This window comes from Vibrio fluvialis (assembly GCF_900460245.1).
Classification (GTDB): Bacteria; Pseudomonadota; Gammaproteobacteria; order Enterobacterales; family Vibrionaceae; genus Vibrio; species Vibrio fluvialis.
In genome coordinates this window covers 3047751-3070103 of sequence record NZ_UHIP01000001.1, presented here as the reverse complement: position 1 = coordinate 3070103, position 22353 = coordinate 3047751, and the positions used below count along the sequence as shown (strand labels likewise).

Sequence of the window (22353 nt, the reverse complement as noted above, 5' to 3'; positions counted from 1 at the left end):
GCCTTTTTTGCCGAGCTAGAATCAAGTTATTTATTTTCAATCAGTTATAAAGATCGCTACCCGAATTCCGACAGTCGCTATGGCAAATGTCTTACACGAAAGATGGCAATCTGGCGCAGAAATAGAAACAGCCCCGATAGACGGGGCTGTTTCTTACCACTTATGCTCGAACACGTGTAGGGCTATTAGTGCAGGCCGCCAACGTATTTAGACAGAATTTCGATATCAGCGTCGGTCAATTTCTTCGCTACATCACGCATCATCTCGTTCATGTCATTACCGCGGTTGCCATCGCGGAATTTCTGTAGCTGAGCTTTGATGTAGTCCGCGTGTTGACCGGAGATTTTAGGGAATCCAGAAAGTTCGGTTCCGTTACCGCGCGGGCCGTGACAAGCGGTACATGCAGTCAGACCGCGCGACGCATCGCCAGCGTTGTACAGAACTTTCCCTTTCGCGACCACGTCTTCCGGTGTAGAGTTCGACGAAATAGGCAGTGAAGAGAAGTACGCCGCTAAATCAGCCATGTCTTCTTCACTCAGTGGCATCGCCATGCCACTCATCACAGGATCGTAACGACCTTGTTTGCCACCGCTCGTCATACCAAGCTTGAGATCTTTTAGCTGCTTCTCAATATACTTAGCGTGCTGACCGGCAAGTTTAGGGTAAGTTGTAATTTGACTGTTGCCATCCGCACCATGGCAGGCAACACACGTTTGGGATTTTGCTTTACCAGCTTCAATGCTGCCTTGGGCCCATACAGAGCAGCTGGCTAAAAGACTTAAGATTAGCGCTAATTTCTTCATGACATTCCATTTATAATTATCAAGCTTCCAGTACCACGGGGTACCACTCATGGTACAATAAGCGACCTTATGCCGAGCACGGTTATTTTACACAATTTCACAAAAAAGTAATCAATCGACTACACAAAGTCGAGATGGAGTTAACAGTGAGCGTAAAAATTCATTATCAAAACACGCATTTCATCACCAGTGCGCCAGACATTCGCCATCTTCCCACTGATGAAGGTATCGAAATCGCGTTTGCAGGACGCTCAAACGCTGGAAAATCCAGTTCTCTCAACCGGTTAACTAACCAGAAGAGCTTGGCCAAAACCAGTAAAACTCCCGGCCGTACTCAGCTGATCAACCTGTTTAAGGTGACTGAAGGCTGTCATATTGTCGATCTACCTGGGTATGGTTTTGCTCAGGTACCACTGGAAATGAAGAAAAAGTGGCAGAAGTCACTGGGTGAATACCTTCAGAAACGCACCTGCCTGAAAGGTCTGGTGGTGCTGATGGATATTCGTCATCCAATGAAAGATCTTGACCAACAATTAGTCATTTGGGCCGTAGAATGTGGCATTCCGGTTCAGGTACTGCTGACCAAAGCCGACAAACTGAAAAGTGGTGCCCGTAAAGCTCAGGTGCTGAAAGTACGTGAAGCAGCATTGTCGTTTGGCGGCGATGTGAGTGTGGATGCGTTCTCTTCTCACAATGGTATCGGTGTCGATGTACTGCGCAACAAACTCGACAGCTGGTTCGCCCCGATGCTGGCACAGTTGGCAGCAGAAGCTGACGCTGAACCAGAGCAGGACGACGCTCAAGACGCCTAATCCGTTCCGCGCTCACACAAGCCTCGCCTCTGGCGGGGCTTTTTGTTATCTCAATGTGGTCTTTCCCGCCATCGGCAGACGCCAGAAATAAAAATCCCCACCATCCTGGTGGGGCAACGGGAGAGAAATAGGAGGTAATTATTGTTATGGCGCTAGAATTCCTTAATCGCCGCAAGATTACAATATGCTCAGATCACGATTTCCACTCAGCCGTTTTTGGCGGTAATTTTCGCATTATCAAATAAATTCAGCGTGTTATGAAAAAAAACCATGCAAATACATGCTTAGTTTTCTTTTAGAAATAACCAAAACTGTGATTGAAGATTAGTTACAGAAATGAACTTTGCTGTCAGAAGCTTCACCACGTTACGCGCAGGAAAAATTGGGGTGTCTGAGGTTTGAAATGCAAGAGATTTTGCGAGGAAAAAAGTGGAATGCGGCCCAATAAAAAACGCCCCAGTCAAATGGTGACTGGGGCGGCTGAATCAGCCTAATCCAATAACGTGAAACAAAAGGTCTGAAAGATAGAACATCTTACCTCTGTACCCTACGGAAGCTAATGTACAACAATTGGTCACAAATGAAAACTGTTTTTGTAGTTTATTTTCATTAAATTTTTATTAAGCAACATAAATAGATACATGGTGATTACTTTTTTTATTGATAAAAAAAGCCAGCGACTGTGCGCTGGCTCATATAATTTCAGTAATTTAGGCGATTTTTGGCTTAATGTGCTTCATCCCAGTTATCGCCATGCCCTGCCTCAGCCACCAAAGGCACCTTCAGCTCTGCCGCAGATTCCATCAGTTTCTGTACTTTACTTTCAATTTCGGACAAAGCTGACTCTTCGACTTCAAACACCAGTTCATCGTGTACCTGCATCAACAGCTTAACGCGCCCTGCACCTTCCGCTTCGATCCACTCATCCACGAGCAACATTGCTTTTTTGATAATGTCGGCCGCGGTGCCCTGCATCGGCGCGTTGATCGCCGCACGTTCCGCCGCTTTACGGCGCATACCGTTACGCGAAGTGATTTCCGGCAGATGGAGACGACGACCAAACAAGGTTTCCACGTAACCCTGCTCTGCAGCGGTACTGCGTGTGTCTTCCATGTATTGCATCACGCCAGGGTAACGCTCAAAGTAAGTGTCCATGTACGCTTGCGCTTCGCCACGCGGAATGCCCAGTTGTTTCGCCAGGCCAAACGCGCTCATGCCGTAGATCAGGCCAAAGTTGACCGCTTTGGCACGGCGACGCTGTTCACTGGTTACCTGATCGATGCTGATACCCAGAATTTCGGCCGCGGTGGCGGCGTGGATATCTTTACCTTGCTGGAAGGCTTCCAACAGCGCTTTATCGCCCGACAGGTGTGCCATGATGCGCAGCTCGATTTGCGAGTAGTCGACCGCCATGATTTTCCAACCATGCGGCGCGATGAACGCCTGACGAATGCGACGACCTTCCTCATTACGAATCGGAATGTTCTGCAGGTTCGGATCGGTCGAAGAGAGGCGCCCGGTTGCAGTGACCGCCTGATGATACGAGGTGTGCACGCGGCCCGTGGTCGGGTTGATCATCTTCGGCAGTTTATCGGTGTAAGTCGATTTGAGCTTCGCCAGACCGCGGTATTCGAGAATGACCGCTGGTAACGGGTAATCCAGCGCCAGCTCTTGCAGCACTTCTTCGTTGGTTGATGGCGTACCGGATGGTGTCTTCTTGATCACCGGCAGTTTCATCTGTTCAAAAAAGATAGTTTGCAGCTGCTTTGGCGAGCTGAGGTTAAACTCCTGGCCCGCGATGTCGAACGCTTTCTTCTCCAGCTCATCCAGACGCTGCGCAATCTCTTGCGATTGTGCGCCCAGCAGCATGTCGTTGATCAGCACGCCAGTGCGTTCAATGCGCGACAGAACCGGCACCAGTGGCATCTCGATGTTGCGATACACGCTCAGCAGTTTGTCGTCTTGCTCCAACAAAGGCAGCAGACGATGATGCAAACACAGCGTGACATCGGCATCTTCTGCGGCGTAAGGCGCCGCTTGTTCAAGGTCAATCTGGTTAAAGGTCAGTTGATTCTTACCTTTACCCGCCACCTGCTCAAACGAAATGCAGCTGTGTTGCATGAAACGCAGCGCTAGGCTGTCCATATCGTGCTTACCAGCCACGCTGTTGTAGACGTATGACGCGAGCATGGTGTCGTGCGCAATGCCGCGCATGTCGATGTCATAACGCGCCAGAACGCTGGCATCGTACTTGAGGTTCTGGCCGACTTTGGCTTGCTGCGCATCTTCTAAAATCGGTTTCAGTTGTGCCAGCACCCAATCGCGATCGAGTTGCTGTGGCGCATCCAGATAATCGTGCGCCACCGGCACGTAGGCGGCTTCACCTTCCGCGACTGCGAAAGAGACACCCACTAGATTGGCCACCATGTAATCGAGGCTGTCGGTTTCGGTATCAAACGCAAACACCTCAGCGCTGCGCAGTTTGTCGAGCCAACGGCTGAATGCCGCTTCGTCCACAATAGTCTCATAGTGGCTGCGATCGATTTTCACTGCGGCCATATCCGCTGCAGGCGCGGCTTTAGGTGTGCCGCTGACAGCGGCGCTAGCCGCGCTTTTCTCGGCCGCTTCGACCACACCGGTGCCGCCATCAAGCAGCTCGGTCAACCAAGATTTAAACGCCAGCTGGCCGTAAAGTTCAATCAGCGCATCGCGATCCGGGGTGGCTTTGAGCAAGGTTTCTGGCGTGCAATCTAGCTCGACATCAAGTTTAATGGTCGCCAGTTCGTAAGACAGCTCGGCATTAGCACGGTTGTCTTCCAGCTTCTTAGCCATGGTTTTGGACCCACGGAAACCCAGGTCAGCAATTTTATCCAGATTGTCGTACAGCGCCGTCAGGCCACCGATCCCTTGCAGCAACGCGGTCGCGGTTTTATCACCCACCCCCGGCACGCCCGGAATGTTATCGACTTTATCGCCCATCAGCGCGAGGTAATCGATGATCAGCTCCGGCGGAATACCGAATTTTTCAATCACGCCTTCGCGATCCATCACGACGTTAGTCATGGTGTTGATCAGGGTGATATTGTCGTCCACCAGCTGGGCCATATCTTTATCGCCCGTACTGATCAGCACCGGAATGCCCGCCTGAGACGCCTGATGAGCCAGCGTGCCGATCACGTCGTCCGCTTCCACACCTTCAATCGACAGCAGTGGCAGCCCCATGGCACGAATCACTTTATGCAGCGGTTCGATCTGACAACGCAAATCATCCGGCATTGGCGGACGATGCGCTTTGTACTCAGGGTACAGATCATCGCGGAAGGTTTTGCCTTTGGCATCAAAGACGACCGCCATTCGATCACTGGCGAACTGACGCATCATGGCGCGAACCATGTTGATCACGCCATACACAGCGTTAGTCGGGATCTCACCGTTGCTCATCGTGCCCGGGTAGGCATGAAATGCGCGGTATAAATAAGAAGAGCCGTCGATCAGAATTAACGGGTTATCAGGGATGCGAGCCATAGTTTTGCTATCCAACAAGAAACAATGGGGCTTAGGATGCCATGACTGATGATTGGTTTCCATGCTCAAGGCGGAAACCCGCTGGCCTGGCACGGTGAATTATTCTACGCCACCCTTTGCCATCTGTGGATAACTCTGTTTATAGAATTTATCCACCGGTTATTAAACCGCGTACAAAGTCACTATTTGTGCTTTTAATTTATTGTTTTTATTAATTTTTTACAAAGATCGATCATTCCCATCACGATCCTTTTGCGATCATGAATTGTGGAAAAGACACTCGCTGCCCTTTTACTCAACCTGAGATCTGGATCCAGACACTCTGCTGAACATTTGCACAGATCAGGATCGAAAGTTGGACATTTTTGCGTGCGGGTTCGTTGCGCGGTGGATAACTGACATAAAAAAAGCGACACCCGAGGATGTCGCCTAGCAATAACAGGTCAAAGCCAATACCGATTGTTCAGCCTTACCATAAAGCTTAAATATTACACTGGAAGCAATGTGAGCAATGTCGTGTCAAAAAGAACGTGTGCAAGTTCAAATGGGTTTGTTGATTACCGGATACCTAAAGAACCATTCAGGCGGGTAACTCAACGTCCTGGTGAACTTCACTCATTCCCTAAGACATGGTTAATAATAATTATTCTCATTTAACAGTCAAGCATTAAATGAGAAAAAATCTCATTTAATTTAAAAAATGTTTGACGAAATGAATCCGACTTTCCGCTAATGGTTCTGTTTTTTCAAAATTTTCAATGAGATAACCATTCCTCAGCAATAGGCGTAACATGGCCGGAAATTGATTGCGTGATTTCACTGTAAGCTTGCCGTAACCCTGTTCTGCCACCCATTGCTCTTGCGCATCCAGCAGTTGCTGCGCTACGCCGCGATTGCGCGCCAGAGACGATACGCCGCCGAACCAGCTGTAAAACGTTTCGCTATCCAGTTCATAGCCAATTTTAAACCCTAACAGTTGGCCATCTTCTTCGGCGATCAGGATCAAATCTCGCTTGCCTGCTAAACGCTGCGCCAGCGTTTCGACCGTTTCTTTGCGAATGAACTCGCCAATTTCCTGCACCACCTGCGCCGCTTCCGCCAATGTGCCTAAACGAATCTGCATTCATCACCTCATGATTTTCTTGAACATCGGGCCTGGCGAGCCCCCAAGGTTGTCACTCTAACCCTAAAAAAGAAAAGGCCAGCACAGAGCCAGCCTTCGTATGTCGTTCGAACACAGTTATTCTGAACGCAGATGCTGCGCCGCTTGTGCGTTCTCTTCTGCCAGCCACTCAGCCACATCTTTGGCAAAGTAAGTCAGGATGCCGTCGGCGCCTGCGCGTTTGAAGCACAGCAGTGATTCCATTACGGTCTCGCGCTCTTTGAGCCAGCCGTTCATAATCGCCGCTTTATGCATCGCGTATTCCCCCGACACCTGATACGCAAACGTCGGTACTTGCAGCTCACTCTTCACGCGGCGCACCACGTCCAAGTAAGGCATGCCTGGTTTCACCATCACCATGTCCGCGCCTTCATTGACGTCCATCGCCACTTCATGCAGCGCTTCATCGCTGTTGGCCGGATCCATCTGGTAGTTCTTCTTGTTGCCACCTTTCAGGTTGCTGGCGGAACCGACCGCATCACGGAACGGGCCGTAATAGCATGATGCGTATTTGGCCGAGTAAGCCATGATTTGTGTATGAATGTGTCCCGCTTCTTCCAGCGCGTCACGAATCTTGCCAATGCGGCCATCCATCATGTCTGACGGCGCCACCACATCCGCGCCTGCCGCCGCGTGTGACAACGCTTGCTTGATCAGCACTTCCGTGGTTTCTTCATTGAGTACGTAACCCTCATCGTCGATGATGCCGTCCTGACCGTGGGTGGTGAACGGATCCAGCGCCACATCGGTAATCACACCAATTTGCGGCACGTGTTCTTTCAGCAGGCGTACCGCGCGCTGCACCAAACCGTCCGGGTTGTAGGCTTCGGTCGCACACAGGCTTTTTGCATCCTGATTCACGACCGGAAACAGTGCGATTGCCGGCACGCCAAGGTTCGCCAGATACAGCGCTTCTTCCAGCATCAGGTCGATAGACAGACGCTCAACGCCCGGCATCGATTCCACCGCTTCACGACGATCTTTGCCCATCAGAATAAACATCGGGTAGATCAAATCACTCACAGACAACTGATTCTCGGCCACCAGACGACGGCTGAAATCGTGCTTGCGCAGACGGCGCATACGACGCCCCGGAAACTGACCTTGGATAGATACAGACACTCGACTCTCCTTATTTGTCTACCTGAACCACAGCGCTGGCGCGCAATATCAGGCTTTTTGTGTTGGCGAAATCATATCATTCTGATTGCACGACGCTAGGCTCAAAGCGGAAAAATGCAAAAAATGACCCCAAGCTCACACTCACGTATACTGCCGCCAAGCTTACCGAAAACGAGACGTTGCCATGATTGATACCCACGCCCATATTTATGCCAGTGAATTTGACCACGACCGCGATGACGTCGTCAGTCGGGCGTTGGCGCAAGGCATTGAACGCATTCTGTTGCCGAACATCGATCTGGAGTCAATTACACCAATGCTGGCAACCGAAGCCGCCTATCCGACGATATGCCGCTCCATGATGGGACTGCACCCGTGTTATGTCGATGGCAACGTCACTCAGACGCTCGACACGATCTACAGCTGGTTTGCCAAGCACGATTTCATTGCCGTAGGCGAAATCGGTATCGATCTGTACTGGGACAAAACGTTTCGCGCTGAGCAAGAAATGGCGTTTGCTACCCAGCTCAACTGGGCTAAAGAGATGAACCTGCCGGTGGTGATCCACACGCGTGATTCGATTGAAGAGACACTCACTCTGCTCAAACAGGAGCAAAATGGTCAGCTACGCGGCGTATTCCACTGCTTTGGCGGTACGACGGATGAAGCCAAAGCAATCAACGATCTCGGCTTTCACCTCGGCTTGGGCGGCGTGTCGACATTTAAAAACGGCGGCATGGATCAGGTGATCCCACATCTGGATATGAACTACGTGATTCTGGAAACTGACTGCCCTTATCTCGCGCCCGTCCCTCACCGCGGCAAACGCAACGAGCCGGCGTACACTCAGTTGGTCGCCCAGCGTGTCGCAGACCTGCGCGAACTGTCATTGGCCGAGGTCGATACCCTTACAACGACTAATGCTAAATTATTGTTTAGTTTATAAATTACTAAAATATAGATAACTAGATCACATTTATTAATGGGAGCAGGATCACATTAATAAATATGCACCCTGTGTATTATCTTCGGCCAAATTTTAGAACTATATTCATACAAACGTCATGGCTAAGTGTAATCACACCAATCAACTGCAGCGACTACGTCGAACGCTCTGGCAAAAATTGCTGGGCATCAAGGAAGTGTATGTCTGCAAGCAATGCGGGCAGACAGTTAAAATTAAGTAATCCCAGCGACGGATTCGATAGCAAATAAAAAAGCGGCCACTGGCCGCTTTCTTTTTCTCTTCAGGTTTACTCTTCCACATCACTCTCGTCGTCTTTGCGCGTGTAGAAACGGGCAAAGAACAGACCGATTTCAAACAGTAAACACATCGGAATCGCCAACAGTGTTTGTGAAATCATGTCCGGTGGTGTCAGCAGCATACCGACCACAAACGCACCAACGATGATGTACGGGCGCTTTTCGCTCAGCGCTTTGGGTGTGGTGGCACCTGTCCAGCACAACAGAATAATCGCAACCGGCACTTCAAACGCAATACCAAACGCCATAAACAGCGCCAGTACGAAATCGAGATAGCTGGCAATGTCGGTAGCAAACTCTACGCCGCCAAGCGATATCGCGGTAAAGAACCCAAACACCAACGGGAACACCACGTAATAGGCAAACGCCACACCGCAGTAAAACAGCAGTGAGCTCGACACTAACAGCGGAAAGATCAGCCGGCGTTCATGCTTGTACAGGCCCGGCGCCACGAACGCCCATACCTGATAGAGAATAAACGGCACGGAAAGAAACACCGCGACAATCAGCGTCAGCTTAAGCGGGGTGAAAAACGGCGATGCCACGTCGGTCGCGATCATCGTTGCCCCTTCCGGCAAACGGTCAACCAGCGGCCGAGAAACAAATTCGTAGATGTTATTGGAGAAATAAATCAGCCCGACAAACACCACAATCACCGCGGCAATACTGCGCAGCAGGCGATCACGGAGTTCCAGTAAATGGCTGATCAAAGGTTGAGTCTGTTCGACTGACATTGAAACCTCATGTAACCGATCAAAAAGAGTTACCGCGCTAGGGGTAACTCTTTACAAAGACTATTAGTCGGCTTTCTTTTCTGCCGTATTCGGCTGATCTGACTCAGACGCGACGGACAGGGTTTCCGCCGGGGTTTGCGGCTTTTCATCCTCTGTCTGGCTGGTTGCCGCAGTCGAGTACGGACGCTGAACGTCCTGCGCCGCCTGCTTGAGCTTGTCGACGGATTCCTGCAGCTCGGGCGACAGGTTTTGCATCCCCATCTGCTCGGCTTTACGCAGGTTTTCCTGCAGCTCCTGCACTTTCAGCTCGTGCGCCAGCTCATCTTTGACACTGTTGGCCATGTTTTTGGCCGCAGAGACAAACTTAGCCACACTGCGAATCGCATGCGGCAGTCGCTCCGGGCCGAGCACAACCAGTGCCACGACAGAAATTAATACCAGTTCCCAAAAACCGATATCAAACACGATTTAAGCCTGCTCTTTGTCTTTCTTTGTTTCAGCAGTTGCGTCTGTTTTCTGCTGTTCCAGATTCTTCTGTTCGAAATCGGCATCTTTCTTCGCTGCAGACTGATCGTCGTCTGACATCGCTTTCTTGAAGCCTTTCACTGCGCTACCGAGATCGCCACCGATACCACGAAGTTTCTTCGTACCGAACAGCAATACAACGATGACAGCAATGATAAGAAGTTGCCAAATACTGATACCACCCATTCTTTCTACCTCGGGTTATGTGTTACACAAACATTTCAAGAGTTTAACGTTTATTGACGATAAGCTCGCCAACTAAACAACCAAAATGTGACGCCCGCAATTGCACTGCCGGCTGCCCACGGTTCGTAGTGACTGGACACCAATATAGCCGAGCATACGACTAAAGTGGCGCCAACACCAAACAAAAACTTGCCCGTCGCCTGCTGGCGCTTGCTGTCACGGTAGCCCTGATAAAACTGCTCCATACGCAGATTCAGGTTTCGCCCTTGTTTCAGGCTGTCGTACAGCAATTCGGGTAATTCCGGCAATTTTTCTGCCCAGAACGGCGCGCGCTCTTTGATGGCATTCACCACCGCTTGCGGACCGACCTGATTCATCATCCATTTTTCCAGGAACGGTTTCGCCGTCTGCCATAAATCCAGTTGTGGATACAGCTGACGTCCTAACCCTTCTACGTACAACAACGTCTTCTGGAGCAAGACCAGTTGCGGCTGCACTTCCATATTAAAGCGACGCGCGGTGTTGAACAGGTTCAACAGCACATGGCCAAAGGAGATGTCGCACAACGGTTTAGCAAAAATCGGCTCACACACAATACGAATCGCCACTTCGAACTCATCGATATTGGTGTTTTGCGGTACCCAGCCTGAGTCGACGTGCAGCTGCGCGACTTTGCGGTAATCGCGGTTAAAGAACGCGAGGAAGTTTTCCGCCAGATAGCGTTTGTCTTCCGCATTCAGCGTACCGACAATACCGCAGTCGAGACCGATCCATTGTGGGTTGTCCGGATGATCAGGATTCACAAACACATTGCCCGGATGCATGTCCGCATGGAAGAAACTGTCGCGGAACACCTGAGTGAAGAACACACTCACTCCGCGTTCAGCCAGCAGCTTCATATTGGTGCCGTTGGCACGCAAGCGTTCGACATCGGAAACCTGAATGCCATATATTCGCTCAGAAACCATGACAGTTTTATTACTGAAATCGGTAATAACTTCAGGAACATACAATTCTTCGCTGTCTTCAAAGTTGCGGCGCAACTGAATCGCATTGGCCGCTTCACGGCGCAAATCCAGTTCATCGAGCAGCGTTTTCTCGTATTCACGCACCACTTCAAGCGGTTTCAAACGACGTGCTTCAGGCATTGCCCGAGCGACTATACGCGCTAAGCGGTACATCAGTTTTAGATCTGCATCAATCACCGGGCGAATATCCGGGCGAATGACTTTCAGTACCACTTCTCGCCCGTTCGATTTAAGAGTCGCGGTGTGCACCTGGGCGATAGACGCAGAGGCGAGAGGCTTGACATCGAAGTCGTTGAACCAGGTCTCCAGCGGGCCACCGAGCGCTTTTTCGATTTGCTGCTTGGCCAGTCCGCCGTCAAACGGGGCGACTTTGTCTTGCAGCAGCGCGAGCTGATCAGCAATGTGCGGTGGAAACAGATCACGGCGGGTCGACATCATCTGGCCGAACTTAATCCACACCGGGCCAAGTTCTTGCAGAGCCAGACGCAGACGTTCGCCCAGAGGTTTATCGGCGTGTTGGTTACGAATCCAGAAGATGGATTTGCGCGCCAACAGCGGCGCTTTGGTCAGTTGATGCTCGGGTAACAACTCATCCAGCCCGTATTCGAGCTGAACTTTGATGATTCGGTATAAACGCTTGATTTCGGCGGGAGTCATACGGGGTCTACGCGCCTTTTTCCAATAACTGGTTAAGACGGCTTTCCAGGCGAGCGGCCTGACTTTTCACATCGTCGACCTGATCGCAGAAGTAAGCAATTTCCAGAGGACCGGGAGCCACGCGCCACTCTTCAGTCAGCACCTGCGCCAGATGGTTTTGGTGTTTACTCACTTGCGCGCTCAGCAATGCACCGACGTTTTTCGCGCCTTGCACCACAGTATGGGCCACCACATCCCCCGTCACCCGCGACAACCACTCTTCGATGTCTGGTTTGCAGTCGGTCATCAACTGCGCAAATTTCTGCGCCAGCTGAATGTCGCCTTCCAGCACCAATTTGTCTTGTTTGATCAGCTTGGTGATGTTGGCCTGTTCGCGCAGTTCCGGCAGCACCGACAGATTGAGTGACAGATAACAATCTGGCTCACCTTCGTAGTTGGCCAGTACATCGATCTGTTGGCTGAAAATGAAGGTCAGGGTTTTATTAATTTCTTTGAGATGGACCTGAATCACTTGGCCTTTGAGGCGAGCAAGACGACGACCCAGTTCCGGGTCGTCTTTGATCAGGGTATTGAGCGATGATTCAATCACCGCAGTGATCAGCGGTTCAAACGGCATACGCAAGTCCTCAGAACTTGTAGCCGCGGTGCAGAGCCACGATACCGCCGGTCAGGTTGTAGTAGCTGGCCTGTTCAAAGCCGGCTTCCATCATCATGCCTTTCAGCGTTTCCTGATCCGGGTGCATACGAATCGATTCCGCCAGGTAACGGTAACTGTCGGCGTCGTTGGCGATCAGTTGACCCATTTTCGGCAGAATGTGGAATGAATACGCGTCGTACACTTTTGATAGCGGATCCAGCACCGGTTTCGAAAATTCCAGTACCAGCAGACGACCGCCCGGCTTCAGCACGCGGAACATCGAACGCAGCGCTTTGTCTTTATCCGTCACGTTACGCAGACAGAAACTGATGGTGATACAGTCGAAGTAGTTGTCTGGGAACGGCAACTCTTCCGCATTCGCTTGCACGTAATGAACGTTACCGACGATGCCACGGTCGCGCAGCTTGTCACGGCCCACATTGAGCATGGAGTTATTGATGTCCGCCAGTACAACGTGGCCTTTGTCACCCACGATGCGAGAGAATTTTGCGGTCAGGTCACCCGTACCACCGCCCAGATCCAGAATACGTTGCCCCGGACGCGCGCCGGCACAATCAATCGTGAAACGCTTCCACAGACGGTGAATCCCGCCCGACATCAAATCGTTCATGATGTCGTATTTCGCCGCAACCGAGTGGAATACTTCCGCTACCTTGGTTACTTTTTCTTCTTTACGTACGGTCTCAAAGCCGAAATGAGTGGTGTCTTGATTCTCTACTGCTGTATTCGTTTGCACGCTGGTATCCGTCATTGTGTTTCCTCTTGGGCAGTTTTCACGACCAAACTGCGACTGCGGGCGATTAGTTTACTTTATCCTCAGCGTGATGTCTTTCTACTAAAGGGCCAATTTCCGAATCTGGCTCACGCTGCGCCTTTTCTACCCACTCATTGCTGATAGAACGCTTAATTTCCACCCCCAATTGTTTGAAGCTTTCAGCCTGACGAATGGCGTTGCCGCGTCCGGTGGCGAGCTTATTCATCGCGCCTTGGTAAGTCTGGTTGGCTCTGTCGAGCGCGCCGCCCAAACCTTCCATATCTTCTACGAACAGGCGCAACTTATCGTACAAACGACTCGCCCGTTCAGCGATCAGCTGTGCATTCTGGTTCTGGCGCTCGTTACGCCACAGGTTGTCAATCGTGCGCAGTGCCACCAGCAGCGTGGTCGGGCTGACCAGAATGATGTTCTGCTCCATCGCATCTTTCACTAGGCTCGGGTCGGCCTGAATCGCGACCTGAAACGCGGGCTCGACCGGAATAAACATCAGCACGTAATCGAGCGACTGAATGCCTTTAAGCTGGTGGTAATCTTTCTGCCCCAAGCCTTTGATGTGGTTGCGCAGCGCCAGTAAATGATCGCGCAGAGCGACATCGCGCTCGGCATCGGTGTCGGCGTGGTAATAACGCTCGTACGCCACCAGCGCCATTTTGGAGTCGATCACCACCTGCTTGTTGTGCGGCAGATGGACGATCACATCCGGCTGATAACGCTTGCCCGCTTCATTTTGCAGGCTGACTTGAGTTTGGTATTCGTGCCCTTCACGCAGACCTGATTCCGCCAGCACGCGTGCCAAGACTACTTCGCCCCAGTTGCCCTGCTGCTTGTTGTCACCTTTCAGCGCTTGAGTCAGGTTGAGCGCTTCTTTGGCCATCTGCTCATTGAGGCGCTGCAAATTACGCAGCTCATGCACCAGAGTGTGGCGCTCTTTGGCTTCCTGATTGAAGCTGTCGTTGACCTGCTTCTTAAAACCATCCAACTGCTCACGCAGCGGCGACAGCAAACCATCGAGGCTTTGGCGATTCTGCTGATCGACCTTGGCGGTTTTGGCTTCAAACACCTGATTGGCGAGGTGCTCAAACTGTTGCTTGAGGCGCTCTTCAGCGCGTTCGAGCAGTTGCAACTTATCCTGGCTGGCCTCGAGTTGCTGCTGATGACGCGCTTCCTGCTCGCGCAGTTGCACCTCGAGCTGCGCTTTCTGTTCACGCATGCGGTTGAGCTCGTCGGCGTATTGCTGGCGCTCTTGTTTGATCGCTTCGAAATAGCGCAGTTTCTCCATCACCGCCATCACTTTACCGTGCGATTGCTTGAGCTCAAACTCCGCCTTGTCGCGCTCCTGATCGAGTTCATCCAGCTCCTGCTGCGCAGCGCTCAGCGTCTGTTTGAGCTGCTCAATCTGCTGTTCATGCCAGCGTGCATTGCTTGCCAGCTGCTGTTCGAGCAGTTGCGCCTGCAGTTGATATTTCTGTTTCACCCACCAACCAGCGGCGGCGGCCGACACAACGGCAGCAGACAAGGTGGTGATCCACAGAGCGGGGTTATCGAGAATCCATTGCATAATAATGAGTTACTTGATGTTGGTTGTTGATAAAAAGAGTATTTCGACACTGGATAAATGTCCAGTTTGCCGGGCAATTATTCAGCCGATAGACTAGCGATTCACCTGAAAGCAGGTTTACCTAACATGGATATGGGGAATTTGGAATGAATGAAGGCCGCGCCCTCGGACTGGGCTTGTCTGCTGTATTGCTTTGGTCAACGGTCGCCACCGCGTTCAAGCTCACGCTGGCAGAGTTCTCACCCATTCAGATGCTGACCATCGCCAGTATCGTCTCTGCCTTAGCCCTGTTGGTGATTTGTGCGCTGCAGGGCAAGCTGTCTCTGGTGATCAGTACCTTCCTTGCCAATCCTTGGTATTACCTGCTGCTGGGCCTGATTAACCCGCTCGCCTATTACCTGATCCTGTTCAAAGCCTATGCGTTGCTGCCCGCCTCACAAGCGCAGGCGATCAACTACAGCTGGGCGATTACCCTGACGCTCATGGCGGCGGTGTTTCTCGGTCAGAAAATCCGTAAACAGGACTGGATTGCCTGCGCGCTGAGTTATTTCGGCGTGGTAGTCATCGCCACCAAAGGCGATGTGCTCGGCATGCAGTTCGATAGCCCGCTGGGTGTCGGGCTGGCGCTGCTGTCTACGCTGCTGTGGGCCGGTTACTGGATTCTCAATACTAAAAATCAGGCCGATCCGGTGGTGGGCGTGCTGTTGGGGTTTGTGATTGCGATTCCGTTTGCGATTGCGCTCAGCGTTTACGAAGGTGCGCCTTGGCAGCACATCAGCCCGCAAGGCTGGGCGGCGGTGACTTACGTGGGTTTATTTGAGATGGGCATTACCTTTGTGTTGTGGCTCAGCGCGCTGAAAAACACCAACAACACCGCTCGCATCAGTAACCTGATTTTCGCCTCACCGTTTATTTCGCTGATCCTGCTCTCCACCATCATCGGTGAAGAAATTCACCCCACCACCTTGTTCGGTCTGGTGCTGATCATCGCAGGTCTGGTGGTGCAACAGGTCAAACGCAAACACAAAAAGCTCGCCGCCGAAAAGGCGTGAGCGACTATCCTGCCTGCCAAGGCGCGTCAGAACAGCTGATGCGCCAATTCGGCTCCCTGACCGCGCACCTGATCAATCAAGCCGTAACTTTCCGGAGCCAACGCCAATGCCTTCGCGGCAGGGTGACGGCTGAGAAACGCCTGCTTCTCCTGCGCATCAAATAGCGAATCCCAGCGTTTGTGAATATCGCGCGCCAGGTACAACACACACGCTAAACGTTTGGCTTCCCCCGCCTGACCGGGATGATTCACGTGTTCTATCGCATCGGCCATGTCGGCCGGGAAATTCCACTCTTTGGCGAGCTGCGCGCCGAGCTGCTGGGCATCAACGCCGAGCAAATCCTGCTGCACCTCGGCCAGTTTTTCGCCTTGTCTGACCCGCTGCTCGATCTGCTCGGCGAGGTCCGGTTCGAGCGCATGAATCATCAACTCGCCGATGTTATGCAGCACGCCAGTGGTGAACACTTCGTTGGGGTCGAGCTTGAGCGGTTTGGCGAGCTTACTGGCGATCATGGCGATTTCAAACGTGTTGGACCAGTAATCTTTGATATTGAGCGTGCGCAGCTGGGGAAACACCCCGGATACCACTGAAGACGAAATCAGCGTGCGCACCGCACTGCTGCCGACGCGAATGATAGCATCACTGATGGTCGAGACGCCTTTGCCGTTCGAGCCACCAAATTGCGCTGAATTGGCCATTCGTAACACACGGGCACTGAGGACCTGATCCATCGACATCTTGCGCGACAATTCGCTGAAGTCCACGTTGTCGCGATTGACCATATTCAGAAGTTCTTGCTGGATACTTTCGATGCGGGGCAATTCATTCAGGCGGGAGATCAGGGCTTCTTGATTCATTCGTTCACTCCTTCTAGCAACCAACAGATTTACTATAGGACAGAAATCCCGCTTTGGAATGATAAGTGTTGAGAGTTTTATCAGGTAATTTGCTCGCGATAGAGCTTCGGACTGACCCCGGCTTTGCGCTTGAATACGCGCGAGAAATAGAGCGGATCGGAATAGCCGATAATCCGCCCAATGTGGTTAACCGAGTAGTGAGTAGTCACTAACAATTGTTTGGCGCGGCTGATACGCTGATCATCCCGCCACTGGGTAATGGTCATCTTCATCTCATCGCGGAACAGATGGCCAAGGCGCGACGGTGACAAACAGGTGTGTGCGGCAATCTCTTCCAAGGTGAAGTCCTGATTGAGGTTCTGCGTCATGTAGTTGATGGCCTGAATGATGCGCGGATCGAGCGGCTTGCTCACCACATCCGGCTGTACGGTTTTACAGCGGATCAGCAGTTGTTCCAGCAGGTTAATCGCCAGATCATCGCGATACGGCATGTCCGATTTGGCGGTGTACTCGATATCAACAAACAGGTTTTCGATGTGCTGCATGGTCTGCACGTCCAGCCCACGGGTCAGGTAAACACCGTTGCGCTCTTGCTGCCAGTTCAGCCAGTCATTCCAGAACGCGCGCGGACGGAAATAGACCCAGCGGTGAAACCACGATGCGCTGTCGCTTTTACGGTGATAAAAATGGGTCGCACTGGGCGGAAACAGCAACAAGTCGCCAGGTTTCACATGAAACATCTGCTCACCGGAAAAGATGGTGCCCTCGCCTTTACTGGTGAAGTTGATGATGTAGCCTTTCATGCCGTTCGGGCGGTCGATGGTGTAATCCAGTTCATCGCCTTCGATAATCGGTGTCAGGCCGGCCACCAGATGGGCGTCGAAGTTGTATCCCGGTTTGAGCGGATCGGTTGTTTGCATAGACCAACAGTTGCTGAGTTTTTGCTTAGTGTATGTTGCACCTTGCCGCATTGCGATTTCTGAGTTCACACTTTTCCTAATACGATCCATTGGGTGGCGGAAAACGCCTCGCGAAACCAGTCGGTTTTGGCTGACTGACGAATAAAATCGCTTGGCAGCCCGTGGCGTGTGCGTTGCCAGTCCGGTTGTGCCGTATCAGTAGATGGGAGCATGACCCGCGCCGCATTGAGCGGCTGGATAACATGACGAATGTCGAGCCGGGTCGGAATGCTGTTGCGCGCCAGATATTCAATCACCACGGCATCCTGATGAAAGTAGTAATTCATATTGAGCGATAGCTGAGCGGCGTGATGCCACTGGCACCACTGCTCTATCCGGTCCGGTCGGTGACGGAACTTCCACTGTGCGTGCGACACATCCAGCACTTCACTGTTGTTGGTCAGCTCCAGTGTGCCTTCGTACATCAGTTGATTGCCATGCAGCAACTGAAAGCGGGTCGGACACACCCGCGCAACCCGCAGCGTCCAGCGCTGATAGTGAATGTCGAACCCCGACACTAAATTCGATTCGTCAACCGTCATAAGTACCTCTACAACGCCCCCTCATCGCTGAGGGGGCCGATTTATTACACGCCAGACGCCAAGCGGTAGTACAAGCTGTTAGTTTTCAACTCTTGTTTGAACTTGCGGGTTTCGGTGTGTTCATCAATCACCACCATTTCCATGCCGAGAATGTCAGCATAGTCAGCCAGCGAGTCGACACTCACCTGTTGGCTGTAAGCACTGTGGTGCGCCGCGCCCGCGTGAATCCAGCTCGCCGCCGCGACTTGCAGATTCGGCATCGGTTCCCACAACGCATGAGCCACCGGCAAATGCGGCATACCTTGCGGCGGCGCGACGGTGTTAACACGGTTCACTACCATGCGGAAGCGATTACCCAAATCGATCACCGACACGTTGACGGCCTGCCCTTCACGGCCACTAAACAGCAAACGCGGCACGTCGCAGCGCAGGCCGATGGTATGCAGATGCACTTCGAGTTTTGGTTTCGCCGCAGCAATCGATGGACACACCTCCAGCATGTGCGCACCCAGCACCTGATCGGTGGCGCCGAAGTTGTAGGTGTAGTCTTCCATAAACGAGGTACCGCCCTGACGCCCTTTGCCCATCTGTTTGATGATGTGCACCATAGCCGAGGTTTTCCAGTCGCCTTCACCGCCGTAACCAAAGCCTTTGGCCATCAAACGCTGGGTGGCCAAACCGGGCAGAGAGCCGAGGCCAGTCAGGTTTTCAAACGTGTTGGTAAACGCCTGCGCGCCGACCTCAGTCAGAAAACGTTCCATGCCCATTTCCAGACGCGCTTCGTGCTGCATCAGTTTGAGCAGCGCCGGATCATTCAGCAGTTGCGGGCTCATGTCGTAGGTGGACGCGTATTCATCGAGCAAACGCGCGATATCCGCATCCGACACCGACTGCACCACATCACTCAGTTCGCCCAAACCATACGCATTCACTTCATAACCAAATTGAATTTGCGCCGAGACTTTGTTGCCTTCGGTCACTGCCACTTGGCGCATGTTGTCGCCAAAGCGCGCCACTTTCAGGTTCTGCCCGGCATCAATCCCGATCGCTGCGCGGCACCAGTCATCGATCTCCTGATGCACCTGCGGGTTCTGCCAATGCCCGACCACCACTTTGCGGTCAAGGTCGAGGCGAGTACCGATAAAGCCGAATTCGCGGCAGCCATGCGCACTCTGGTGAGTGTTCATGTAGTTCATGTTGATCTCATCCCACGGCAGCGCCGCATTAAACTGGGTATGCAGATGCAGGAACGGTTTGTTGAGCTGCGACAAACCCGCGATCCACATTTTCGCCGGGGAGAAGGTGTGCATCCACAGCACCAGACCAATACACGCCGGATCGTTGTTGGCCGCGCGACATACTTGCAGAATTTCGTCCGGTGATTTCACCGTGCCTTTGTCGACCATCGGCACGGAAATCGCGTCGGTCTGGTTAAAGCTGGCCACAATTTGTGCGCTGTCCTGCGCCACTTGTTCCAGCACTTTTGGGCCGTAGAGGGTTTGCGAGCCGGTTACGAACCACACCTGTTTGTTGTCGAATACTTTCATAACTTTCCCTTGATTATTTTTTGTTCGTCGCAGTCTGACCGTAATAAGCATTCGCGCCGTGTTTGCGCAGGTAATGCTTATCGAGCAGAGCCTGATTGATGAATTGCACCGCCGGGTTGATTTGCAGCGTTTGCAGCGCCATCGACGCCACCACTTCCATCACCACCGCGTTATGCACCGCTTGATGGGCATCTTTCCCCCAACTGAACGGGCCGTGTTCATTGACGATGATGCCGGGGATCGCCATCGGGTCTTGCTCTGCGATGGTTTCGACAATCACCACTCCGGTATTGAGTTCGTAATCGTGGGCGATTTCGCCATTGGTCAGCGGGCGGGTGCACGGAATGCTGCCGTAGAAGTAATCGGCGTGGGTGGTGCCAAGAGCCGGAATGGCTTTCCCCGCTTGCGCCCACGAGGTGGCGTGCGGCGAATGGGTGTGCACCACGCCGCCGATGTGTGGGTAGGTGCGATACAGCACCAGATGGGTCGCGGTATCGGACGACGGATTGAGGTCCCCCTCCACCACGTGCCCCGCCAAATCCACCACCACCATGTTGTCGGCAGAGAGATCTTCATAAGCCACGCCGCTCGGTTTGATCACCACCAACCCCGATTCGCGGTCGATGGCCGAGACGTTGCCCCAGGTAAAGGTCACCAGATTGTGACGTTGCAGATCGAGGTTGGCCTGCCACACGTCATGGCGCAGTTTGCGCAGCCGTTCACTCTGGGTCGACACGGGTTGCATCAAGATGTGTTCACTCATGAGCGCACTCCTTGGCTTGATGAAATTCGGCCAACTGTTCTAAGTGCTGACCCAGCTCACGATAGCCAGCGTAACGCTCACGGCGCAGCGCCTGCGTGTCGGCATTGGGCGTATACACCGCACTGATGGGGCTTGCCATCGCCGCCTGCGCTTGCCGGGCGTTGTCATACACACCTGCTGCCACAGCGGCGAAAATCGCCGCGCCCAATGCGCAGCACTGCTCTGAGCGCACCACCGCGATATCGCGGCCAATCACATCGGCACACATCTGCATCACGTACGGGGATTTTTGCGAAATGCCGCCAATCGCGATCACGCGCTCCACCGCCATGCCTTGATCGACAAAACAGTCGACAATCGCTTTGGCGCCATGCGCGGTCGATTCCACCAACGCGGCAAACAGCGCAGGCGCGCTTGAGCCTAAATTGAGATCCGACAGCGAACCTTTCAGACGCTGGTTGGCGTAAGGGGTGCGGCGGCCATTGTGCCAGTCCATTGCCAGCGGCGAATGAGCGTTAAATTCATAATCCGCCGCCGCTTGAGACAGCAGTGGAATCAGAGCGTTATCTAAGGCGTCTAACGTGGCTTGCGCTTGAGGCTGCTGCTCCGCCAACGCTTGCAGCGGCCACAACAACACGCGTTTGTACCAGGCATAAATATCACCAAACGCCGATTGGCCGGCTTCAAGCGCCATCAGATTCGGCAGTGCGCTGCCTTTGACCTGACCGCAAATGCCGTGAATGGTGCGCTCGCCCACGTTGTCGGCGTCCACCATCAAAATGTCGCAGGTGGAGGTGCCAATCACTTTGACCAAATCGTGCGCGCCCGCGCCCGCACCGACAGCGCCCATGTGGCAGTCAAACTCACCGACCGCGACCGCGATACCCTCCGGCAAGCCCAGCGTTTGCGCCCACTCAGATGACAAAGTGCCGGCTTGCTGCTCGGCGGTGTAGACCTCACTGAACATGTGCTCGCGCATGCCATCCAAGGTCGGGGAAATCGCCGACAAAAACGCTTGATCCGGCAAACCGCCCCAGCTTTCATGCCACATCGCTTTATGCCCGGCCGCGCAGATGCCGCGGCGCAGGTGGTGTGGGTGCTGATTACCACTGAGCAGGGCCGGAATCCAGTCACACAACTCCACCCAACTGTAGGCGTGTTTTGCCACGTCGGCATCTTGCTCGCTCACCCACGCGGCTTTGGCCCAAAACCATTCCGACGAATAAATGCCGCCGATGAATTTGGTGTAGTCGGTAAAGTCGCCGCTGTGCGCCAGTTGGTTAATGCGTTCCGCTTTGGCGACCGACGTGTGGTCTTTCCACAAAATGAACATCGCATGCGGGTTATGTTCAAACTCCGGCCGCAGCGCCAACACATTGCCTTCAGCATCGATCGGTGCCGGCGTCGAGCCGGTGGTGTCGACGCCAATGCCCACCACCGACTGCGCGACCTCAGCCGGCACGGCGGCCAATGCCTCACGCACCGCCTGCGTCATCGCTTCAATGTAGTCTTTCGGGTGGTGGCGAAATTGCGACTGCTCCGGCTGGTTATACAGCCCTTGCATCCAACGCGGGTAGTAAGTCACGCCGGAGGCGACTTCTTCTCCGCTGACTGCATTCACCAGTAAGGCGCGCACCGAATCGGAACCAAAATCGAGGCCGATGACGTGCGCTGGTTGAGTAGCGAAATGCTCCATAACAACTCCATGTAGGGTGATATTTTTCATTTGTTATAACGCTCAACCCCATTTTCAACCATGAACCGCACCGCTAGATTCATGGATAAAAACGCCACATAGATAAAATCGTGCAGTTGTTTAAAAAAA

Annotated in this window: 21 protein-coding genes; 3 read left to right on the top strand and 18 right to left on the bottom strand. The window is 52.8% G+C overall.

Translation table 11 applies throughout. The features are described from left to right. Nucleotides 1–185: 185 nt before the first annotated feature. The gene (locus tag DYA43_RS14490; protein WP_020433074.1) at nucleotides 186–803 is read right to left on the bottom strand and encodes a c-type cytochrome; all 618 of its coding nucleotides are present in this window, start codon (nucleotides 801–803) and stop codon (nucleotides 186–188) included. A 146-nt stretch (nucleotides 804–949) separates the two neighbouring features. Here DYA43_RS14490 and yihA point away from each other — a divergent pair, with 146 nt between their 5' ends. Further along, on the top strand, nucleotides 950–1615 hold the full coding sequence (gene yihA / locus DYA43_RS14485; RefSeq protein ID WP_020331909.1) for a ribosome biogenesis GTP-binding protein YihA/YsxC: 666 nt from the start codon (nucleotides 950–952) through the stop codon (nucleotides 1613–1615). A gap of 485 nt (nucleotides 1616–2100) precedes the next feature. On the opposite strand, the gene spfP is transcribed toward yihA, so the two are convergent. The 4 genes from spfP to hemB form a co-directional block, all read right to left on the bottom strand. Then, nucleotides 2101–2148: a small protein SpfP gene (spfP, locus tag DYA43_RS23330; protein ID WP_438356636.1), complete on the bottom strand. Its 48-nt coding sequence runs from the start codon at nucleotides 2146–2148 to the stop codon at nucleotides 2101–2103. 193 nt (nucleotides 2149–2341) lie between these two features. Continuing rightward, entirely contained in the window at nucleotides 2342–5140 is a 2799-nt protein-coding gene (polA, locus tag DYA43_RS14480; RefSeq protein WP_061057085.1) for a DNA polymerase I, read from the bottom strand. Between the two features lie 688 nt (nucleotides 5141–5828). Then, nucleotides 5829–6263, bottom strand: a complete 435-nt coding sequence (locus DYA43_RS14475) for a GNAT family N-acetyltransferase (protein ID WP_061057084.1) — start codon at nucleotides 6261–6263, stop codon at nucleotides 5829–5831. Nucleotides 6264–6380: 117 nt separating this feature from the next. Next, complete coding sequence (hemB, locus tag DYA43_RS14470; protein WP_020331906.1) at nucleotides 6381–7424, bottom strand: porphobilinogen synthase; 1044 nt, start codon at nucleotides 7422–7424, stop codon at nucleotides 6381–6383. 184 nt (nucleotides 7425–7608) lie between these two features. Between hemB and DYA43_RS14465 the strand changes: the two genes are divergently transcribed. Next, complete coding sequence (locus DYA43_RS14465) at nucleotides 7609–8370, top strand: TatD family hydrolase (RefSeq protein WP_061057083.1); 762 nt, start codon at nucleotides 7609–7611, stop codon at nucleotides 8368–8370. A 307-nt stretch (nucleotides 8371–8677) separates the two neighbouring features. Here the strand turns inward: DYA43_RS14465 and tatC are convergent, their stop codons facing one another. The 7 genes from tatC to rmuC form a co-directional block, all read right to left on the bottom strand. Next, complete coding sequence (gene tatC, locus DYA43_RS14460) at nucleotides 8678–9421, bottom strand: twin-arginine translocase subunit TatC (protein WP_020331904.1); 744 nt, start codon at nucleotides 9419–9421, stop codon at nucleotides 8678–8680. Nucleotides 9422–9484: 63 nt separating this feature from the next. Continuing rightward, nucleotides 9485–9886: a Sec-independent protein translocase protein TatB gene (tatB, locus tag DYA43_RS14455; protein ID WP_020331903.1), complete on the bottom strand. Its 402-nt coding sequence runs from the start codon at nucleotides 9884–9886 to the stop codon at nucleotides 9485–9487. 3 nt (nucleotides 9887–9889) lie between these two features. Further along, a complete protein-coding gene (tatA, locus tag DYA43_RS14450; RefSeq protein WP_020331902.1) occupies nucleotides 9890–10132 on the bottom strand; it encodes a Sec-independent protein translocase subunit TatA in 243 nt (80 codons plus the stop codon). Between the two features lie 50 nt (nucleotides 10133–10182). Then, nucleotides 10183–11817 (bottom strand): ubiquinone biosynthesis regulatory protein kinase UbiB, encoded by a 1635-nt coding sequence (gene ubiB / locus DYA43_RS14445; RefSeq protein ID WP_020331901.1) that lies wholly within the window; start codon nucleotides 11815–11817, stop codon nucleotides 10183–10185. A gap of 7 nt (nucleotides 11818–11824) precedes the next feature. Further along, a complete protein-coding gene (locus DYA43_RS14440; protein WP_020331900.1) occupies nucleotides 11825–12433 on the bottom strand; it encodes a ubiquinone biosynthesis accessory factor UbiJ in 609 nt (202 codons plus the stop codon). 10 nt (nucleotides 12434–12443) lie between these two features. Continuing rightward, nucleotides 12444–13226, bottom strand: coding sequence for a bifunctional demethylmenaquinone methyltransferase/2-methoxy-6-polyprenyl-1,4-benzoquinol methylase UbiE (gene ubiE / locus DYA43_RS14435; RefSeq protein WP_020331899.1), 783 nt, complete (start codon nucleotides 13224–13226; stop codon nucleotides 12444–12446). Between the two features lie 49 nt (nucleotides 13227–13275). After that, nucleotides 13276–14808: a DNA recombination protein RmuC gene (gene rmuC / locus DYA43_RS14430; protein ID WP_061057082.1), complete on the bottom strand. Its 1533-nt coding sequence runs from the start codon at nucleotides 14806–14808 to the stop codon at nucleotides 13276–13278. Nucleotides 14809–14954: 146 nt separating this feature from the next. Here rmuC and DYA43_RS14425 point away from each other — a divergent pair, with 146 nt between their 5' ends. Further along, nucleotides 14955–15860: a DMT family transporter gene (locus DYA43_RS14425; RefSeq protein ID WP_024373649.1), complete on the top strand. Its 906-nt coding sequence runs from the start codon at nucleotides 14955–14957 to the stop codon at nucleotides 15858–15860. Between the two features lie 26 nt (nucleotides 15861–15886). On the opposite strand, the gene DYA43_RS14420 is transcribed toward DYA43_RS14425, so the two are convergent. From DYA43_RS14420 to DYA43_RS14395, 6 genes are all read right to left on the bottom strand, one after another. Further along, nucleotides 15887–16717, bottom strand: coding sequence for an HDOD domain-containing protein (locus DYA43_RS14420; protein WP_020331895.1), 831 nt, complete (start codon nucleotides 16715–16717; stop codon nucleotides 15887–15889). Between the two features lie 80 nt (nucleotides 16718–16797). Then, a complete protein-coding gene (gene araC / locus DYA43_RS14415) occupies nucleotides 16798–17637 on the bottom strand; it encodes an arabinose operon transcriptional regulator AraC (protein WP_055452955.1) in 840 nt (279 codons plus the stop codon). Between the two features lie 65 nt (nucleotides 17638–17702). Beyond that, nucleotides 17703–18218, bottom strand: coding sequence for a hypothetical protein (locus DYA43_RS14410; protein ID WP_061057081.1), 516 nt, complete (start codon nucleotides 18216–18218; stop codon nucleotides 17703–17705). 44 nt (nucleotides 18219–18262) lie between these two features. Beyond that, nucleotides 18263–19765 (bottom strand): L-arabinose isomerase, encoded by a 1503-nt coding sequence (araA, locus tag DYA43_RS14405; RefSeq protein ID WP_061057080.1) that lies wholly within the window; start codon nucleotides 19763–19765, stop codon nucleotides 18263–18265. A gap of 13 nt (nucleotides 19766–19778) precedes the next feature. After that, on the bottom strand, nucleotides 19779–20528 hold the full coding sequence (araD, locus tag DYA43_RS14400; protein ID WP_061057079.1) for an L-ribulose-5-phosphate 4-epimerase: 750 nt from the start codon (nucleotides 20526–20528) through the stop codon (nucleotides 19779–19781). Then, nucleotides 20521–22224 (bottom strand): ribulokinase, encoded by a 1704-nt coding sequence (locus DYA43_RS14395; protein ID WP_061057078.1) that lies wholly within the window; start codon nucleotides 22222–22224, stop codon nucleotides 20521–20523. The genes araD and DYA43_RS14395 overlap by 8 nt, the downstream gene beginning before the upstream one ends. Nucleotides 22225–22353 lie beyond the last annotated feature (129 nt).

Bases quoted from the DNA above. Each gene is read 5' to 3' on its own strand.
- ubiE (WP_020331899.1), bottom strand. From the start codon at position 13,226: ATGACGGATACCAGCGTGCAAACGAATACAGCAGTAGAGAATCAAGAC.
- DYA43_RS14420 (WP_020331895.1), bottom strand. From the start codon at position 16,717: ATGAATCAAGAAGCCCTGATCTCCCGCCTGAATGAATTGCCCCGCATC.
- DYA43_RS14425 (WP_024373649.1), top strand. From the start codon at position 14,955: ATGAATGAAGGCCGCGCCCTCGGACTGGGCTTGTCTGCTGTATTGCTT.
- araC (WP_055452955.1), bottom strand. From the start codon at position 17,637: ATGCAAACAACCGATCCGCTCAAACCGGGATACAACTTCGACGCCCAT.
- tatA (WP_020331902.1), bottom strand. From the start codon at position 10,132: ATGGGTGGTATCAGTATTTGGCAACTTCTTATCATTGCTGTCATCGTT.
- DYA43_RS14475 (WP_061057084.1), bottom strand. From the start codon at position 6,263: ATGCAGATTCGTTTAGGCACATTGGCGGAAGCGGCGCAGGTGGTGCAG.
- araD (WP_061057079.1), bottom strand. From the start codon at position 20,528: ATGAGTGAACACATCTTGATGCAACCCGTGTCGACCCAGAGTGAACGG.
- tatC (WP_020331904.1), bottom strand. From the start codon at position 9,421: ATGTCAGTCGAACAGACTCAACCTTTGATCAGCCATTTACTGGAACTC.
- DYA43_RS14395 (WP_061057078.1), bottom strand. From the start codon at position 22,224: ATGGAGCATTTCGCTACTCAACCAGCGCACGTCATCGGCCTCGATTTT.
- DYA43_RS14465 (WP_061057083.1), top strand. From the start codon at position 7,609: ATGATTGATACCCACGCCCATATTTATGCCAGTGAATTTGACCACGAC.
- DYA43_RS14410 (WP_061057081.1), bottom strand. From the start codon at position 18,218: ATGACGGTTGACGAATCGAATTTAGTGTCGGGGTTCGACATTCACTAT.
- DYA43_RS14490 (WP_020433074.1), bottom strand. From the start codon at position 803: ATGAAGAAATTAGCGCTAATCTTAAGTCTTTTAGCCAGCTGCTCTGTA.
- polA (WP_061057085.1), bottom strand. From the start codon at position 5,140: ATGGCTCGCATCCCTGATAACCCGTTAATTCTGATCGACGGCTCTTCT.
- rmuC (WP_061057082.1), bottom strand. From the start codon at position 14,808: ATGCAATGGATTCTCGATAACCCCGCTCTGTGGATCACCACCTTGTCT.
- araA (WP_061057080.1), bottom strand. From the start codon at position 19,765: ATGAAAGTATTCGACAACAAACAGGTGTGGTTCGTAACCGGCTCGCAA.
- DYA43_RS14440 (WP_020331900.1), bottom strand. From the start codon at position 12,433: ATGCCGTTTGAACCGCTGATCACTGCGGTGATTGAATCATCGCTCAAT.
- ubiB (WP_020331901.1), bottom strand. From the start codon at position 11,817: ATGACTCCCGCCGAAATCAAGCGTTTATACCGAATCATCAAAGTTCAG.